This window comes from Pedobacter gandavensis, from assembly GCF_032678465.1.
Taxonomy (GTDB): Bacteria; Bacteroidota; Bacteroidia; order Sphingobacteriales; family Sphingobacteriaceae; genus Pedobacter; species Pedobacter gandavensis_B.
In genome coordinates this window covers 544543-563181 of the sequence record NZ_JAVTSK010000001.1, presented here as the reverse complement: position 1 = coordinate 563181, position 18639 = coordinate 544543, and the positions used below count along the sequence as shown (strand labels likewise).

At 34.7% G+C, this 18639-nt stretch carries 16 protein-coding genes; all 16 read right to left on the bottom strand.

The genetic code is table 11. The features are described from left to right. Positions 1-18 precede the first annotated feature (18 nt). On the bottom strand, positions 19-1137 hold the full coding sequence (locus R2Q94_RS02385; protein WP_316819831.1) for an NAD-dependent epimerase/dehydratase family protein: 1119 nt from the start codon (positions 1135-1137) through the stop codon (positions 19-21). Next, positions 1134-2024 (bottom strand): hypothetical protein, encoded by an 891-nt coding sequence (locus R2Q94_RS02380; RefSeq protein WP_316819830.1) that lies wholly within the window; start codon positions 2022-2024, stop codon positions 1134-1136. The genes R2Q94_RS02385 and R2Q94_RS02380 overlap by 4 nt, the downstream gene beginning before the upstream one ends. A gap of 8 nt (positions 2025-2032) precedes the next feature. Further along, positions 2033-2461 carry a hypothetical protein gene (locus R2Q94_RS02375; protein WP_316819829.1) on the bottom strand — a complete coding sequence of 143 codons (429 nt, stop codon included), beginning with the start codon at positions 2459-2461 and terminating at the stop codon, positions 2033-2035. 1 nt (position 2462) lies between these two features. Beyond that, positions 2463-3503 (bottom strand): polysaccharide biosynthesis protein, encoded by a 1041-nt coding sequence (locus R2Q94_RS02370; protein ID WP_316819828.1) that lies wholly within the window; start codon positions 3501-3503, stop codon positions 2463-2465. Between the two features lie 35 nt (positions 3504-3538). Beyond that, entirely contained in the window at positions 3539-4678 is a 1140-nt protein-coding gene (locus tag R2Q94_RS02365) for a glycosyltransferase (RefSeq protein WP_316819827.1), read from the bottom strand. An 8-nt stretch (positions 4679-4686) separates the two neighbouring features. Then, the gene (locus R2Q94_RS02360) at positions 4687-5892 is read right to left on the bottom strand and encodes a glycosyltransferase (RefSeq protein ID WP_316819826.1); all 1206 of its coding nucleotides are present in this window, start codon (positions 5890-5892) and stop codon (positions 4687-4689) included. A 4-nt stretch (positions 5893-5896) separates the two neighbouring features. Beyond that, positions 5897-7141: a hypothetical protein gene (locus R2Q94_RS02355; protein WP_316819825.1), complete on the bottom strand. Its 1245-nt coding sequence runs from the start codon at positions 7139-7141 to the stop codon at positions 5897-5899. A 25-nt stretch (positions 7142-7166) separates the two neighbouring features. Continuing rightward, positions 7167-8228 carry a nucleotidyltransferase family protein gene (locus tag R2Q94_RS02350; RefSeq protein WP_316819824.1) on the bottom strand — a complete coding sequence of 354 codons (1062 nt, stop codon included), beginning with the start codon at positions 8226-8228 and terminating at the stop codon, positions 7167-7169. A gap of 25 nt (positions 8229-8253) precedes the next feature. Next, entirely contained in the window at positions 8254-8871 is a 618-nt protein-coding gene (locus tag R2Q94_RS02345; RefSeq protein WP_316819823.1) for a NeuD/PglB/VioB family sugar acetyltransferase, read from the bottom strand. Further along, complete coding sequence (locus R2Q94_RS02340) at positions 8868-9995, bottom strand: DegT/DnrJ/EryC1/StrS family aminotransferase (RefSeq protein WP_316819822.1); 1128 nt, start codon at positions 9993-9995, stop codon at positions 8868-8870. The genes R2Q94_RS02345 and R2Q94_RS02340 overlap by 4 nt, the downstream gene beginning before the upstream one ends. Before the next feature lie 11 nt (positions 9996-10006). Continuing rightward, positions 10007-11236 (bottom strand): glycosyltransferase, encoded by a 1230-nt coding sequence (locus R2Q94_RS02335; RefSeq protein ID WP_316819821.1) that lies wholly within the window; start codon positions 11234-11236, stop codon positions 10007-10009. Continuing rightward, positions 11211-12467 (bottom strand): hypothetical protein, encoded by a 1257-nt coding sequence (locus tag R2Q94_RS02330; protein WP_316819820.1) that lies wholly within the window; start codon positions 12465-12467, stop codon positions 11211-11213. Before R2Q94_RS02330 ends, R2Q94_RS02335 begins: the two co-directional genes overlap by 26 nt. A 116-nt stretch (positions 12468-12583) precedes the next feature. Beyond that, positions 12584-13582, bottom strand: a complete 999-nt coding sequence (locus R2Q94_RS02325; protein WP_316819819.1) for an NAD-dependent 4,6-dehydratase LegB — start codon at positions 13580-13582, stop codon at positions 12584-12586. A 3-nt stretch (positions 13583-13585) separates the two neighbouring features. Continuing rightward, positions 13586-14659 carry a Wzz/FepE/Etk N-terminal domain-containing protein gene (locus R2Q94_RS02320; RefSeq protein WP_316819818.1) on the bottom strand — a complete coding sequence of 358 codons (1074 nt, stop codon included), beginning with the start codon at positions 14657-14659 and terminating at the stop codon, positions 13586-13588. A 30-nt stretch (positions 14660-14689) separates the two neighbouring features. Beyond that, on the bottom strand, positions 14690-17224 hold the full coding sequence (locus R2Q94_RS02315; RefSeq protein WP_316819817.1) for an SLBB domain-containing protein: 2535 nt from the start codon (positions 17222-17224) through the stop codon (positions 14690-14692). 92 nt (positions 17225-17316) lie between these two features. Then, positions 17317-18453: a GDP-mannose 4,6-dehydratase gene (gmd, locus tag R2Q94_RS02310; protein WP_316819816.1), complete on the bottom strand. Its 1137-nt coding sequence runs from the start codon at positions 18451-18453 to the stop codon at positions 17317-17319. Positions 18454-18639 lie beyond the last annotated feature (186 nt).

Here is an 18639-nt window from a genome sequence, read left to right as displayed (position 1 = left end):
CTGTTATTTCAAAACTCGTTAAACATTTTCAAAATATGTATCTGGATCATTTGGATCAAAAAATTCATTTATCCAAAAGATAGTATATAATTCTTCTTCACCTATATTTTTAATGTTATGCGTATACCAAATAGGCATATCCACATATGCAGGCTCTTTTCCGTCAAGGTAGAAATCTAAAACTTCTTCTGTACCTATTCTTCTCAGTTGAATCAAAGCTTTTCCTTTTATCACTGCAAATCGTTCAATTTTACGAGTATGATAATGATTTCCTCGTGTGATACCTGGGACAGTCGTAGAAAAAGAAACTTGTCCGCCTACATTTAGACGAATCACCTCAACAAAAGCACCTCTAGGGTCTGTATGCTGAGTAAATTTCACCGGAAAATGATCACCAATGTTATTATAGCATCTGAAAGTATTAAATAGATTCAATTCAAATCTATTTTTCAATTCTGGGATAATTCCCAACTTCAGGTATGCTTCAGTATATTTCTCAAGGAGAAGGAGGATATCTGAGACTTTTCTTTCTTCAGTATGAGGAATAACCAGCAAATCATTTCCTTTGCCAGTCCTGATCTCATCAATCATTACCTCTACAAGATCAGCAACATAAATCAACTTTACCACCCCGTCTACTTCAATTTTTGGCTGTTCTCCATGGCTCAACTGATGGCAAAATGTAGCAATAAATGAATTGTAATTAGGATGTCCAAAAGGGCCATATACATTTGGAATGATCAATCCTGTAAAACTACCACCTGAATTTAGGGCCCAGTTTATCAAACGCTCCCTTGCTTCTTTTTTGCTTTTACCATATAAATTATCTCGTTCCTCCTGAGATGAAGAGGAGAATAAAACATGGGCTTTACTTTCAGTTGCAGTTAGAGCTGCTATGAGTTTCGTTGCCAATCCAACATTTGTATCATAAATAACCTGAGGGTCATTGTGCCTGTTCATTCCAGCCAAATGAACAATAACATCGCAGTCACTTACAAAGTTCTGAAGTTTTACTTCATTTTCAAAGTCTTCCCTTTCAAAGGATACTCTTTCAAATTCTTCTGGGAAAAGCCCCAGTGTATTAAACAGGTGTTTTCCAACAAAACCATTCTGACCGGTGATTCCTATTTTTATCATTTAGCTATTTTATATTTATTAATAAATTGTAGTGTTGTCTGAAACCATGGCATTTTATAATCAAAATCTATCGGTTTATTATTCGGGCCCAAATAGTGGCTCCAGATAACTATACCATCGCAATATTGGTATAAAGTTTCCAATTGAAACTTCCATTGCTCCTGATCAATGAAATTAAATGGCTGATCATCAGAATAATATTGTGGCCATACAAATCCATATATTTTAGCGTCCTTACGAATGCTTTTTATTTTGGCTACCTTTTCTTGTACAATTTTCTTCCAAATTTTTAAATCTTTATTCCTAGTATAGAATGAAGGGAAAAATATATTCACGTTTAGTCCGACTTCCTTTACGTTATTGTTTGTCTCATTCCACCGCTTCATAATAATGCCTGCTCTCATTTCATTTTCATACCAGTATTCTTTATGAGGAGAAGGATGTGGAAAAACGCCGTAATATCCAATTTTACTTAGGTTATTATATCTTTTAAAAGTATTCAGAACATCCATGTACTTTAACAATGAGTTTTTCACATGTGCATCATCTAATGTCCAGGATTCAATATCAAGACAAACAGGGATATTTGGATCCTGTTTTGATTTTAATGCTGCTGCTTTTATTTTCTTTAAATCAGGAGCACCTTCTTCAACTCCAGTCGATCTGTTTATTCCTTTTGTTACTAAATCGTCTTCATAAAAAATAAAAAACTGCTTAAATCCATACTGAGTTAAGTCCGGAGTCTTCCCATATAATAAAGCATTATATATGATAAATTTTTTCGTTTTTTGTGAAGCATTAATTGTTTTTTTTTGCGCAACAGCGCTTCCACTATTGACCAAATAAAAACCTAAAAAAAACAATATCTGCAAGCACCTAAATTTCATAAAAACAATTAATCCCAATTAAACCATTCCTTGTTATTAAATCTATAGTCATCATTAACTGATTCTTCTACAGTAAAATTAGAAAACACCATCATCTTAGAATTCGGAGATAATGCCTTAAACCCATTTACATAACCTCCAGGAACATGCAATACCCCCTCAAAAGCTTTAATAGAATATTCGAAACGTTCAGTTAGTTTTGACTCCTCAATCCAATCATCCAGTTTAAGAAGTACGATCTTGAACTCACCTTCGACTACATAAAACCATTTTTGCTCCAATTGATGCCCTTGCCAAGCTCTGACAACATTGATATCTTTATTTTCAATGTGATATAACCTGGTCACTTCATCCAATTTAAAATTATTGACGAAAGAAATGCTTCCCCGGCCATCCACATGTGTGCCTCCAGGGATAAATAATGGATCTATAATCATTCTAAGCAGGATATTCAACTGCAGAAACGTCGCCAAATACCTCTCTCTTAATATAGGGCTGTTTAGCTAATAATGCTTTCATTCCTTCAACACCTAATTGTTCAGTATTATGAGAATGATAGTCTTCAATCTGTGATAAGTCGGGCTCACCTTCAGAAAAATACTGGCTGTAATTCAAATTTCTATTATCAGCAGGAACTCTATAAAAATCCCCCATGTCCTCTGCCTTTTGCATTTCTTCTCTGGTACATAAAGTTTCATAAAGCTTCTCACCATGTCTTGTACCTATCACTTTAATCTCGTTGTCGGCGTTACACAATTCCTTTAATGCAAGGGCTAAATCTCCAATTGTACCTGCGGGAGCTTTATTCACAAACAAATCTCCTTGATTCCCATGTTCAAAAGCAAATAAGACCAAATCAACTGCCTCTTCCAAGGACATTAAGAAACGCGTCATATTTGGATCAGTAACGGTTAAAGTTTTACCTTCTTTAATTTGCTTCAAAAAGAGTGGAATTACTGAACCCCTGGATGCCATCACATTACCGTATCTTGTCAAGCATACAGTTGTGGTATTTTCAGGAATATTTCTTGATGCTGCGATAGCCACTTTCTCCATCAGAGCTTTTGAAATTCCCATTGCATTAATTGGATAAGCTGCTTTGTCTGTACTTAAGCATATTACCTTCTTAACATGATTAGCAACTGCAGCATCAATCACATTTTGTGTACCAAAAACATTAGTTTTTGTAGCCTCTAATGGAAAAAACTCGCAAGAAGGAACTTGCTTTAAAGCAGCTGCATGGAAGACATAATCCACACCAGTCATTGCCTTATTTATGCTATTAAAATCACGAACGTCTCCTATATAATATTTAACCTTATCATTTTTTAAGGAATTACGCATGTCATCTTGTTTTTTTTCATCTCGTGAGAAAATACGAATTTCTTTAAAATGATCAGTATTTAGAAAGCGATTTAGGACTGCACCACCAAAAGAGCCAGTTCCACCTGTAATAAGTAGGATATTATCTTTAAACATTTATTTTTAATTTAGTATGGATTAACTCCATAAGGTTATAATTTAAGTATTTGACTATCTATTTGTTTACCAATATCATTCCAAGATTTGGTGTTTTGAATGTATTCTTTCCCGAAATTCACTTTTGACTTCAAAAGCTCTGGGTGATTAAAAGCATGGCAGACAACATTAAGTATATTTCTAGCATCTAAAGGATCAAAATAAAAAGCAGCATCCTTACAAACATCAACAGCAAAATCCATATTACTTGTAAAGATCGGTTTAGCAAAATACATGGACTCTATATATGTCCCAGAAAAAGATTCCAGAAGAGTTGGAAGAAAAAGTCCATCATGATCAGAATAAAGTTTGGCTATCTCCTCTAACTTAATATTTCCAACATTTTTGACCACATCATCAAGCCCTAGACGATCGATTTCAGATAAAAAGAACTTTCCTCCTTCACTCTCTTCTGCGTCTATGGTAATGGTAATAGTTATTGGTAGCTTTTCATTTTTTATAAGAGCTGCAAATTCATATAAAACCTCAAAATTCTTATGTGGGTAGTATTTACTTAAAAAAAGAAGCTTTATTGAATTAGAATCCACATTTTGAAAATGATTTACTACTACACTAACACTTGTAAATGATATTGCATTAGGAATCAAAAAAACATCATTTAAAGGGAAATTAAATATGTTACTAATTCTATTTTTCATCGCTTCAGTTTGAACTCCAATGAGATCTGCAAAACGCAGATTAAAACTAATAAACTTTAACATATTTCTTAGATACCGATAAAACACGGCATCTTGCTTCTTAATACGTTCCCATACAATACTTTCCGGGTATGCTAAAAAGGCCTGATGAATAAGAACTAGCTGAGGCGTTTTAAAAGCTGGAAAAGCTATATTACCCAAGCTAAAAACGTAATCACTTTTATATAAAAGAGAAAAAAATGGGAGACATAAATAATTTGAAAAAATCTTAAAAATTGAAATATTAAATATCTTAGGAAAAAAGATTACTTTGATTTTAGAGCCTCTATCTTTGAAGATTTCATAACCACATGCTACTGGAGCAATAAGTACAATACGTTCTATTTGATCATTTTTTAAGTAATAATCTACAAGATTAATCCCAACGGTCTTCCCTCCGCCAAATCTCAAATTTGAAGCATTAATAAATAATTTCATCCTTTTATTTAAAGTTTATTTAACATATCTAAAAGTTTTCCGCATTGTATTTTTGGCGTTTTATTAGTTAATACAAAGTCTTGAGCAATTTTTCCTTTTAAGGACAATACCTCGTTTGGTTGTTCGCAGATATTTACAATTCTATCTGACAATGATTGTATAGAAATGTCATCCATAACATAGCTATATGTATAATATTCATCTGGGATTCCTTCCAAGCGATACATCAACGTTGGTACTCCAGAAGCTAAATATTCCATTGTTTTGGACGGGAAGGAAAACTTTGTAAATTCCCCTTCAGGTGTCCTCGGATTAACAAGAAGGGTCGATACCTTCTGAAGCATCAATACCTCTTCTCTATCTATCTGCCCCTTGTATATTATCCTGGGATCCTTCATGGCTCTTGACTGAACCTCATTTCTACCATCGCCTTCTCCACATAAAATTAGCCTATAATTTTCATTAGGGATAGCTTCAAAAGCAGTTAATAAACGTATAACTCCGTTTCGTTCATCTATAGCACCTGAGTAAAATATTGTTTTAAGTTGATCAGATTTTATCCTTCCCTCCTTTTTTCCTTGTTCTGAATTATATATTCCTTCCATAACCATACAAGGCTTGCCACCCACCGGCAAATGCTCGTTCATATGCTTACTCAACAAAACATAACTATCCACAGATAAAAGAGATCTATCTAAAATTCTCTTTTCAATCCTGCCAAATAGATTGTATAAAACGCCTTGGGGATTCCCTGTGAATCCATGTAAATCGGGCACAATCAAACACACAACAATCTCAGGGTTTTTCTTTTTTAGATCTGAAACTGCAGCTAGGAAAGGAGCATGCAAATCATAAATAATGATTGTTTTATTTCCTACTGTTTCTTCATTCCATTTAAACAATCTTTTCTTAACATTCAGATACCTACTGAAGTGTTTAAACCCAAGCAGATTAAAAAAGCTTATTGTCTCTCCACTAAAAGCAGAATTATTGATAAATCCTGATCCATGGAAAAACAATGATTTATATTTTAAAGGAAAGGCACCAATATTAGGGGCACAAATCACTTTAAGGTTCTTCGTAAAGCTACTTATACCTTTTACATAAGACCATTGCAATGCATCATTTGCATTTGCAATAGCTCCCTTGCTATTTTGTTTAATGACCTCCCTGGATTCTTCAGGAAAAAGGCTCGCCAAGAATAGTATATTCATATTATTAACTTGCTCTAAATATATTTCTGTTCAACAATCCGTACATTATTAATATGTTTAGAAACAGTGAGTATCTCATTTCCTGACTACTAAACATCATTAAAAATGAAACAAAAATCACAGCCTTTGGCCACATCAATTTTCCTAACTGCTTTGACAACCTTAAGAAAGAATACATCATTAAAACACCATAGGTAATTCCGAATATAGCAAAGGTATTAACGATTGTATTTGTCGAGGCACTTTCAGGATCAATAAAGATCCCAAACAACTGTATAGAATATAAGGAATATAAATTCACAAAATTACTCAGCCCTGCTCCAAACAATGGATTGTTTAAAAATATTAGAAATGGAACAGAAAAAGAAGAAAGCCTTGCAAGTGTGCTAGCATAATCTGAGGAATCAGCACTAAGTTTTGAAAAAAACTGTTCAGAAAGGCCAGGTATTGCCACTAGAGATACAGCAATTATCCCAATAAAGGCACTGACAAATAAATACACCTTAAACTTATTCACGTTAAACATGTACCCTATCGCTAAGATACCCAGTACTGCAATTCCAGAGGTTGAAAAAGTAGTGATTAGTGTAATTATGTATGTAATCAAGTATTTCCTATTAGGGACACCTTTAAAGAAAAACTCGATGATTATACCAAACAAAAGGTAAATCATGTAGACCCCTGGCTCTCTGAAAATGCTGGTATTCCGCAAAAAACTCATATCCTTGAAAACAGCGCAGATAAATAGGTTACCAAATTCTGTTCCACCAAAATTAACTGTTGTTGGAAACACAGCTACAATTCCTGGAACTAAATAAACTAATACAAATACTATTATGGAGATAACTGATAATAAATACAAACCCTTTTGATAATATTGGATAAACTTAGAAAAATCTAAAAATTTCACAATTAGAATCGACAAAACAAGAGTTACAAACTGTAAAAAATACCCTGTTCTGAAATCAACATTATAAAAAACAGTTAAGGCAAAAGATGCAAATAATAAAATAATTATCGCAATTTCCCTTTCCGAATATAAAGCGATTTTTTTACCAAAATTTAAGCTGACAAAAAGCACAATTGATGCGATTGTATAAATTAGATACTTCCCAAGAATAAAAACTTGATTTATGTTTGTACCAAAAGTCAATGTATCATCTGAAATAAAAAAAACAATGAATAGAACTAATACTGCTGAAAGTTCATAGCCACTATTTTTTTTTATCGGGGGTAACATATTTACCATCTATAAAGGCTTTATAAAAAAAACATTAATACTCCTTTAATGAGGAGATGTATTCGCTTAGTAAGCCTACATCCTTCCAGGATTTCTCGCTAATTGGGAAAACTCCAATATTGCCACCTCTATCCTTTACTTTGTCAATTAACTGGGTAATATGGAAGAACTCATCATCTGGAATTTCGTCTAATAAGTGCGGCTCCAGGATGTACATTCCACTATTTATTTTAAATGTCATTTCTGGCTTTTCCTTCAGATCAATTAATTGCCCATTGTCTCCACTTTCTATTATACCATAAGGAATTGGATAGTGCTTTAATGCTGCAACGATGGTAATTTCATTTTTATGATGATGATGGTAATCCAAAATTTCAGAATAGTCTTGATCAATTAATATGTCACAATTACTAACAATTAAGGTTTCTTTAATCTTTCCTTTCAATAAGGTTAAACTCCCCGCCGTTCCCATAGGCTTTTCTTCTTTAAAAAATGTAAGAAGATAAGGTAAATTTCGACTACTTAAATAGTATTCTATCAATTCAGCCTTATAGTTAACAGAAATGAAAAAATTATCACAACCATGCTTTGCAAATCTATCAAAGATTTCCTCTAACATTGTTTTTTCTCCTATGGGAATCAGTGGCTTTGGCAGCACATTAGTTAGAGGTTTTAGTCTTGTTCCAAAGCCCCCAGCCATAACAACAACAGGTAGATTAAACTGCTTAACCGGAGCCTGTTCAGCCGCATCAAATAAATCCTCCCAAAAATATATCTGGTCTAATTCACCTATGTCAGAAACTACAGGCATAAATTCTGCTCTTATTGCAAGCATCATCTTTTTAACCTCCTCAACCGTATTTTCTGGCCGGGCAACGATATAATCTTTTCTAATGACCTCAGAAATTAAAGTATTAAGATCTATACTGTTTATTATGGCTCTCTGAAGATCCCCTATTGATAATAGTCCGATAAACTTATCTTGCCTAAAAACAAGAAGAAGTTTTTTCCTCACCTCATCCATCCGCTTTAAAGCAGATAAAAGAGTGCTTTCTGGTGATATTATAATATCTTTTAATTTTTGATTTAGTTTCATAGTCTAATAACCAGTATAGTTAGTATTAATTTCCAATTTGTCTGGCTGGAACTCCTGCAAAAGTCCCGGGCTTGACAATACTTTTAGTCACCACTGCCCCAGCTCCAACAATTACGTTTTCACAAATAGAAACATTTGGTAATATTGTTGAGTTAGCTCCGATGTAGCAAGATTCGCCTATTTTAACATTTCCCAAAATTATTGCATTAGGTGCGATAGTACTGAAACTTCCAATAGTACAATCGTGCATCACATTCGCGTTAGTGTTTAATTTAACAAAATCACCAATTTTAGTTTCTGCAGAAACATTAGCACCATGCTGAATAATCACGCCTTTACCAAGGACGGCGCTTTTGGAAATCTTACAAGTATTTGAAATAAGACTGCAAAAGTCAAATCCATACACTTGGTACATTTTACTTAAAATTGCCCTTACTTTTGGAATATCTGGAGTAATAATTATTGGACAACCCTTCAATTCTACAGACAAATTCTCTGCAGAGAGGTCGTTAGCAATGATTTTATATCCCTTGTAACTGCCTTTTTTTTCATTATCGATCAAACCCAAAATTTTGATTTTTAAATCTTCAGCAAGCTCAATAATCTCATGAAAAGCTCCAACAATTATTAACCCATTTTTCATTTACAAATTCCTTTAATTACAGTTGCAATAAACTTTACATCATCAACAGTTAATTTTGAATACATAGGTAATGTAATCATATTATCTGCCGCATAATCCGTTTTTGGCAATTCAGTATAAAAATCCTGGTAAATTGAGAATTTATGCACTGCAGGATAATGCACACTAGTCTGTATCCCCTCCTCAGCTAAGAGTTCTCTAATTTTATTTCTTTTTATATAGTCAGAGTCTTTAAGGACAATAGGAAAAACATAATTAGAGGAGAATTCTCTATTTTCCCTAAAAGGGATGATAATACTTTCTATTCCACTAAGCTCTTTAATATATGCTCTCCTAATAATTTCTCTTTCCTTCAAATCGTCCTCTATCTTTTGCAGTTGAACTAAACCTATTGCAGATCGAATATCATCCATTCTATAGTTAAAGCCAAGCTCTACTACATCATATTCTGTTGAATGACCTTTTGCTCTTTCATATGACATTGAAGTCATTCCATGAGAACGTAACAGCTTAGTTCTTTTATAATATTCTTCAGAATTTGTAACTAACATACCTCCCTCACCAGTACTGATGTTCTTATTAGAGAAAAAACTAAAACATCCAACGTCACCAATAGTACCTAATTTCTGCCCTTTATATTCAGATAAAGGAGCATGACATGCATCTTCAATTACTTTTAAATTGTGCTTCTTAGCTAAAGCCATTATTGCAACCATATCACAAGCAAATCCGCCATAGTGCATCACTACTATTGCTTTCGTTTTAGGAGTAATTTTAGATTCAATATCAGCAGGGCTCATCGTTAAATCCTCTAAACTGGAGACATCTGCAAATACAGGAACCGCATTCATATACCTGATTGCATTAATAGTCGCAACAAATGTTAAAGAAGGACAAATAACTTCGTCGTTTTCCTTCACATCAACCAATTTTAAAGCAAGATGTAAAGCAACGGTGCAATTTGCCAAGGCAACAGCATGTTTTACATTTAGCATCTCGGCAAATTTTTCTTCAAATTCAGCTGTTTTCGGTCCAGTAGAAATCCATTTTGAACGAATAACATCTAATACAGCCCGTTCTTCAGCCTCGTCAAAATTTAAGTCGAAAAGTGGTATTTTATACATATTTTTTTTGATTAAAGTCTTTTTAAAATGTCCTTATAAGCGGACGCCATTCTGTTACAGTTATTTTCTATGCTAAATTCTTTCAAACCGTGTTCATAGGCCACATTAGTAATATTTTGATAATACTCCTCATCAGACAACAATTTTCTGGTCTTAGCTGTCAAAGCTAATACATCTCCAACCTCAGTAAGTAGTATTCTTTCCCCACCCACATTAAATTGCGGAATGCTCCCTGTGGCATAAGCACAAACTGCAATATTTAGACAAACAGCTTCACGAAGAACTGTTGGAAAACGATCATTGTAAGTTGGAAGAATCAAAATTCTAGATTTTAGCACTTCTTTGTACAATTCCTCTGTACTGGGAATGAATCCAAGAAAAATAACATTTTTCTCACATCCAAGCCCAACCGCTCGCTCCTTAAGAAACTCCATATAGCTGGGTGCCACAGGTCCAATGTAACAGGCAGTGATGTTAGGGTAGTCAACTTTAAGATTCGCAATTATTTCAAGGAAATCTTCTGCCCCTTTGTCTTTGATTATCCGCCCCCAAAACAATAGATCATAAGCTTTATTACTTTCTTTCTTAGCTAATTCCTCAATATTAGTCCCATTTGGATAATAATAATTAAAGAAATCAAAATCACTTTTTCTCATACTTTGAATAAGTGATTGAGAATCCTTGTCTCCTCCAAAATAACTACATTGATTGATTATTTTAGCTTCAACATCTATTCTATTTTGCTTATAAGCATCATTTTCACCGCCCAATTCCAAACTAACAAAACCTTGAATGGTAACTAGAACAGGAAACTTTTTATAAAGATCAAGAACAGAAGAACTATAATATGAATTTTCGGCTCCCTGAAGGTTAATGAGTTGAGGTTGTATTTTATTAATCCGACGGCTAATTTTCAGCCTATTCGAAAAGAAGTTTGTAAATAAATCAAATTTGAAAAATCTTGGCCAACTCCTATTTATGAGGGGTATACCAATCGAAAAAAAATGATAGAAAATCCCGTTATCCTCAAAACTATAATCTCTTTTCAAATATTGATGAGGAGATATAACATGGATTTCGAATTCCTTAGAATTTTTAAATCCTTCCAGTGTATTCGTGATCCAGGCAGCATAAACCATACTCTTTTTCCAGAGAGGCAATTTATTCTGGATGTCGTCGCTGCTGAAATGACAAATCCATGCAATTTTTATTTTTTTATTCATTCCAAATTCCTTGAGCATTCCCACTTAGTATTTTCTTCACTTGTAAAGGCTGAAAATAAAGACCAACTGCATTTAATAAACAACTACTAATAATAATCGCTGCGCTGCTATTCATCCACTTCGCAAGAAAGAATGCCATTGGTAAGTAGAACAAAAGGGTTAAAAAGACCATGTACATACTAAATCTTATCTTTCCAATCCCATTTATAAAACTTGTATAAGGTGCAAGAAAGACATTAATAATGGCAAAACATGCCATTGATATGGAAAGTGTTAATGACATTTTAACACGATCACCTACCCAAATTTTAAAAACATAGGGACTAACCACAACCATCAATATAATGCCAATTGAAAATAAAAAAGATAACTTATTTAACTTTTTAAGCGTCACCTTCAACCATGCAAAATCTTTTTTAGTATAAGCATCTGTTACAGCACTCCAGATAGGGGTCATAACAATTCCATATACCATTATTGGCAATTGATAATACATTAATGCCGTACTGTAAACCACTACTTCAGATGGATTAAATAACTGAGAAATAATGATATTTGCACTCGAGAAAAGCAATAAGGCTGCTATCTGTATAACAAAAAACTGCATACCTAAATTTAAAAGGCTTTTAGCATGTTCCATCTTAATGTATTTCCAACCTGGACGGAGAAAACTGTACCTCCCCGAGAAAGCAAATAAGGTGGAAACAATGAGTACAAGCAATGGCGCACCTGTCAAAACAATCCCAAGGGTTAACAAATTTCCCGTCGCTGTTAATTTATATAATATAGCAATTAAAATAAAGGAAACTACACTTCCCAAAGTAATCAATGCATTATTAATTGAGGGTTTATGATTAGCGATGTACACAACACCGGTTAACTGAAAGATAAACCTCAGCAAAAACAGACTAAAAACCACAGATGTGATGATATACAATTCACTTGCATCGATTATATGCACGTTTAAAATAGATTGCCAATTTATATATGGGTTTACACATTGAAACAATAAGATCAGCCCTATAAAGATGAAAGAGATAATTCCAAATGTGGTACTCACATACTCCCTTGCTAATAGTTTATTATCACTAGCTAGAGCCTCAGCCAGTTTATTACGCATCCCATTTCCAATACCTATGTCAAAGAAGCTAAACCAGGCAAAAACTGAAGACAATGTCAACCAGACACCATACCTTTCCGTATCTAAATAATCAATTAATAAGGGCACGAGTAATACGCCTGTGCCCACACTTATAATTTTAATTAGAAATGAGAATATGATCTCTCTTTTAATGGTTTTAGTTCTATGCGAATCATCACCAATAGACGCAAAAATTTTGCGAAAAAAGTTTAGCATTATCGCAATTAAATATTATAAATATTAGCCTTATATTGTTTTAAATTATCTGGATTTTTGAACCATTCAATAGTCTCTGCCAAGCCTTGGGACAAAGTATAAGATTGCTTCCAATTTGTATTTTCCAAAATTTTCTCATTCGAGCCAAATAATCTAAAAACTTCTGACTTTTCAGGCCTCATACGTTGTTCATCTGTCACAATTTTTGCACTAGGATTTATTTGCTTAATCAGTTCTTGAGCAAGATCACCAACAGAAATTTCGGAGTTAGTGGCAATATTACAATCATGTCCAATCAATTTTTCAGATTTAGCAATTTCTATAAATCCTCTAGCCGTATCTTGTACGAAAAGCAAATCACGTGTAGGTATAATGTCTCCTAATTTGATACTTTCCATTCCATTCAAAAGCTGGGTAATAATTGTTGGGATTACTGCTCTGGCAGATTGACGAGGCCCATAAGTATTAAATGGCCTAACAATCGTTAGTGGCAAATCAAAACTTCTGTAAAATGATTCAGCAATACAATCTGCACCAATTTTTGACGCAGAATATGGGGATTGAGGTTGACGCGGATGTTTTTCATCTATTGGTATATATTGAGCCGTTCCATAAACCTCAGATGTTGAAGTCACCAAAACGCGTTCCACACCTAAATCTTTTGCAGCCTGAACAATATTCAAAGTACCTTTAACATTAGTATCAATATAAGAATCTGGCGAGTGGTAGCTAAATGGTATTGCAATTAGTGCAGCAAGGTGAAACACAATATCGCAGCCAGCCATCGCAGTTCTTACACCATTTGGATCCCTTATGTCCCCTGCAAAAATTTCAATTTGATCTAGTTTATCTTTTGAAAGGGAATCTAACCACCCCCAACTATTAAATGAATTATAATATACAAACGCCTTTACTTGCGCCCCTTCTTCAATAAGTTGCTCTACTAAATGGCTACCAATAAATCCATCTGCGCCAGTAATTAATACTTTTTTACCTAATAAGTTCATAATTTATTTTAATGAATCTTTTACAAATTTTCTAACTATAATAATAAAAACCACAATAAATCCAGACAAAAATCCTCCAAGGACCATCCCTTTAAGTTTTCCTAACTTTTCCTCTTCCAATGGCAGAATAGGCTTATCAATCACCTGTATTAGTGGCATTTCCTTTCTCAAGGATATTTTTGACAGTTCCAAGTTTTTAACCAACTCCCCAAGAATAGCTTTATTAGTTTCGGCACTAAACTGTGATCTTTGAACAGGAGCTCTTAAGGTTTGCCTAGTCGGGTTTAAATTAGGTGTAGCATCTAGAACACTCGCCGACTGAAAAATTGCACCATTCATGATTGATCGTACTGAATCAGTTTGGTGCTGTAAGATCTGAATATTCTGAATTGATTTCTTGGTTTTGGTTTCCACATAAAACTGATTAACATTAGTTACAATCTGATCAGTGAACGTTTTAGCAAACCACTCATTATTAGATTTAACCGTAACATTTATTATACCTAATTTCTTATCCGGTTTACTGACAAAAAGATAATTCCTATTTATATCTTTTATAATTTCCCTGAGGACACTATCCTTCAATCTTGTGAAATTAGTGGTATCTGAAAAGCTAATGTTTTTCAAATCATTACTTTTCCATTTATCACGCAGTTTATTAAATTGAATATACTTATCTATCAATAACTCTTTTTTATTTCCGGCAGGAACGACAGAGAGTAGTGTTTTCTGAATCATTGATCTGGATTTATATAACTCCAGAATATTATCCCCTTGAAAGATTCCGCCGCCGCCGCCGCCCAAATCAATGCCTGCCATAGAGGCTAAACCAGCATATTGTCCTAAACCTCCAGGCTTGTCACCTTCTTCAAGAACAAATGTAGTAGTTGCTGTGTAAATCGGTTTCTTATAAGAAGCATATGCAAAACCTAAAAGAGCGCCTATTGCAGCTACTAACAATATAAAGATCCATTTTGACAGTAAATATTTATACCACTCTCTAGTTTTAAAAACAATATCCCTCAAAGAAAGATCCTCTGAGGTTATTGGGTCATTATTTACATCTTCTAAATTCATATTATTAATAAATGGAACTAAAGGTTTGAGTTATCTTAATAATGATACTATAATTGCCCCCATTGAAGCGATTGCAGTTCCTAGTCCAATCCAGCTCTGGGCAGTCATACGTTCTCGCTCAGCTCTTTTTGGCACCATAATCTCGGCACCAGGCTTCACCTTAGGATAGTTATTAAAAAACAAGAACTTTCTTGCTGCTTCTACCGATCCATTCGCGTATTTAATATAAGCACCCTTCTTTAAAGCATTAGCAGTATATCCTCCAGCACCATTGATATATTGCTTAAAATTTTTGCTCGGCAAATACACAATCCCATTTGGATTAAGAACCTCTCCGGTAACTTTAACAATTTGCAATTGTCTAGGTACACGAATCACATCTCCATCCTCAACAATCAAATCATATCTGGATTGTGGCTTTTTTATAATCTGCACCAGATCTATTCCCACCAAATCCGATTGAATCAATTTCTGCTCAATTTCTGCCTTTACTGTATCCTTAGCTCCAACTTCCTGAGCGCGCTTCAGACTTAAAAATTTCTTATCCTCTTCTTCCTTGGTATTTATCGCATTCTTATCATTAGGATTCACTTTCTCCGCTCCAGGTCTTTTTAGTGAAGCTCCATCAGGATAAGCAGTCTGAGTTAAACCACCAGCTCTTTTAATCACATCTGAAATTCTTTCATTCTTATGCATTATAGTGTAGGTTCCAGGGTATAAAACTTCTCCTTCCAATTTTACTTGCTTTTGAACCTGATAGCCTTCCGCACTCCGAATAGAAACCACATCAAAAGGTTTCAATATAAAACCTGTATCAACAATCTTAAGATTAGGATCAACACTAACATTGAATACCTCAGCCGTCAGTGCAGAAGCAGACATGGCATCACTATTCTTAATCCTCCTGGAGATTTCAATACGATTTGGTGTTGCACCTTCTCTAAAACCACCAGCCATTTGAATCAGGTCTTCCAACTTTAAGTTGTCTGCATATTCAAATGTTCCGGGAGCCCTTACTTCACCCTGAACGATAACTTTATATTCATCACGAAGGTCAAAGATGGAAGAGATTGTTACTTTATCTTCACGCAACAAAGGCACATCAGCCTCTGTACCTTTTAGTACTTTATCCAGGTCAAAAGAGATTAAAGCTAAACTGTTATCCGGATTTAACCTAGAAATATAACCTCTGTTTAAAAATGCATCTTCTTTAATACCATCAGCTTTAGCGATTAAACCTTTTAAGGTTAAACCTCTATCCAATTCAAACTGGCCTGGGCGAAACACTGCTCCAACGATCTCTACTCTGTTTTCAAATCGATCCAGAATACTCTCTACAATATATTTATCCCCATTTAATGGGCCATATGTATCAAACTTTTCGGCAGGTATGTCAGATATTTTACGCTCCTTATTCGTATTTTGTAGAACCTTAATCTGTGCAGTATAAGCTTTATCGGAGAAACCGCCAGCAAAACGAATCACATCCTCCAGACTTTCATTGCCCAGTACCTCAAAAAGTGCCGGACGTTTTACTTCACCTGACATCTCCACACGACTTTGGTAAACCGGAATATTGATCACATCCTGATCCTGCAATCTGATGTTATTTTTCTGAATACCATTCAGCAAGAAATCATAGACATCAACCGTAGAAACTACTTTATTTCCTCTGATTACCTGTATTTTACGGAAGGAGCCATTTGAATTAGGTCCACCAGATGCATTTAAGGCATTGAAAACAGTAGATAAAGAAGATAAGGTATAAGAACCGGGCTTAACCACCTCACCCAATAAGGTAATTTTAATACTTCTAATGTTTCCAAGATTGATGGCCAGATTGGTTCGGCCGTTTTTTAAAGCTGGATAGGTACCAGCCATTTTAGCTTTTACTTTGGATATCGCTTGTTCAATAGAAAGACCTCCAACAGCAACAGGACCAACATATTGCAGGTTAATAATTCCTTCAGGATTTACTTTTAGCTTATAGCTTGCTTCGTTATCACCGCTTAAATCCACTAACAATTCGTCATCAGGACCAATTACATAGCTCCTTGGTGTGGCCATTCTCAGATTTGGCTCAAAAGAAATATTAGAGTTTTTGAATAATTCTGCACCAAATATTTTAGGTTTTAAATCCATAAATAAACTGGCCATATCTTCATTCCGTTGCTCTTCAGGTGTTTTAGTCCTTAAAGCTTTGGAACTTGAGTCGTGCTCATTTTTATAGATTCTTCCTTGAATTAAGTCTCCATTCGTCTCATTTCCAGAAGCAGTTTTATTAGTTGATGCAGAAGCAGAAGATCCAGCTTCTTTCCTGATTTTTTCAACACGCAACTTTAATTTTTGAATTTCCGCAGCTTTCATACCTTGCGCTGCCGCCATCTGCTCTAATTGTGCATCACCATAGCCAACAGACTCCGCACGTTGAATGAGTTGTTTAATCTGCGCATCCGTCAAATCATCGACCTTAACATCCGCATAATTATTCTGTGAATAAGCACTCTGTGCAACTAACACCGTAACAAAAAAAAGAACAGCGGTAATGGTATTTTTAACGTTCATATAGTAAAATTTGTGGTCCCCGTCCTAATCTAATCAGAACTTTTATAAAGGAGCGGAACCCGCCCCCTGATAATATTGTACTATTTTATATTCTATTCAAAATAATTCAGGGTCTTAAACCCTCCTTGTTTCAGATGCTCATCTTTCTTCATCAAATGAAGGTCTGAATGAACCATATCCTGAACCAAAGCAGGTAAATCATACTTCGGCGTCCAACCCAGTTGCGTATTTGCCTTTGTTGGATCTCCCAACAACAAATCCACTTCTGTTGGTCTGAAGTATTTTTCGTCCACCTGAACAACAACCGTACCCGGTTTTAAAAATTCATCATTTAAACCTAATTTTTTTATAACATCCTGGTCAACATCAATGATTACACCTCTTTCATATTGATCTTTTCCACTGAATTCCACTTCAATACCCAACTCTGCGAAACTCATTTTCACAAAATCACGAACAGTAGTAGTCACCCCAGTTGCAATCACATAATCTTCAGGTTTTTCCTGTTGAAGGATCAACCACATCGCTTCCACGTAATCTTTGGCATGTCCCCAATCTCTCTGAGCAGATAAATTACCCAGGTATAAGCAATTTTGCAAACCTAAAGCGATTTTGCATGCGGCACGCGTAATTTTTCGGGTGACAAAAGTTTCCCCTCTTACCGGACTCTCATGGTTAAATAAGATTCCGTTACAAGCGTACATATGATAAGCTTCCCTGTAATTTACAGTGATCCAGTAACCATACATTTTTGCAACAGCATATGGAGAACGAGGGTAGAAAGGCGTAGTTTCACTTTGTGGAACAGCCTGTACCAATCCGTATAATTCAGAAGTAGATGCCTGATAAATTTTAGTTTTTTCAACAAGACCTAAAATCCTGATTGCTTCTAATAACCTAAGTGGACCAATACCATCAGCATTAGCGGTATATTCAGGCGTATCGAAACTCACTTTTACATGGCTCATGGCCGCAAGATTGTAGATTTCATCTGGCTGAGTCTCCTGAATGATTCTGATCAGATTGGTAGAATCCGTTAAATCACCATAATGCAATTTAAAATTCAGGTTTTTCTCATGCGGATCCTGGTACAAATGGTCAATACGTTCCGTATTAAAAGAAGAAGAACGTCTTTTCAACCCATGTACAAAATATCCCTTCCTCAGTAAAAATTCAGCAAGATATGCTCCATCCTGTCCTGTGACGCCTGTTATTAATGCAACTTTCATTTAGTATTCGTATAGTCTTGGTGTATGAAGCAAATATATAGGAATTTATTTGAATTGTTAGAAAATCATGACAATGGAGGCCCCAATTAGGTGTATTCAAAGCCAGTTCATTAGCTGTCAGAATATTGTTACTGTAAAAAAAATGAACATTACTGAAAAAAGAATGGTGATTTTTAAAATCTGGAA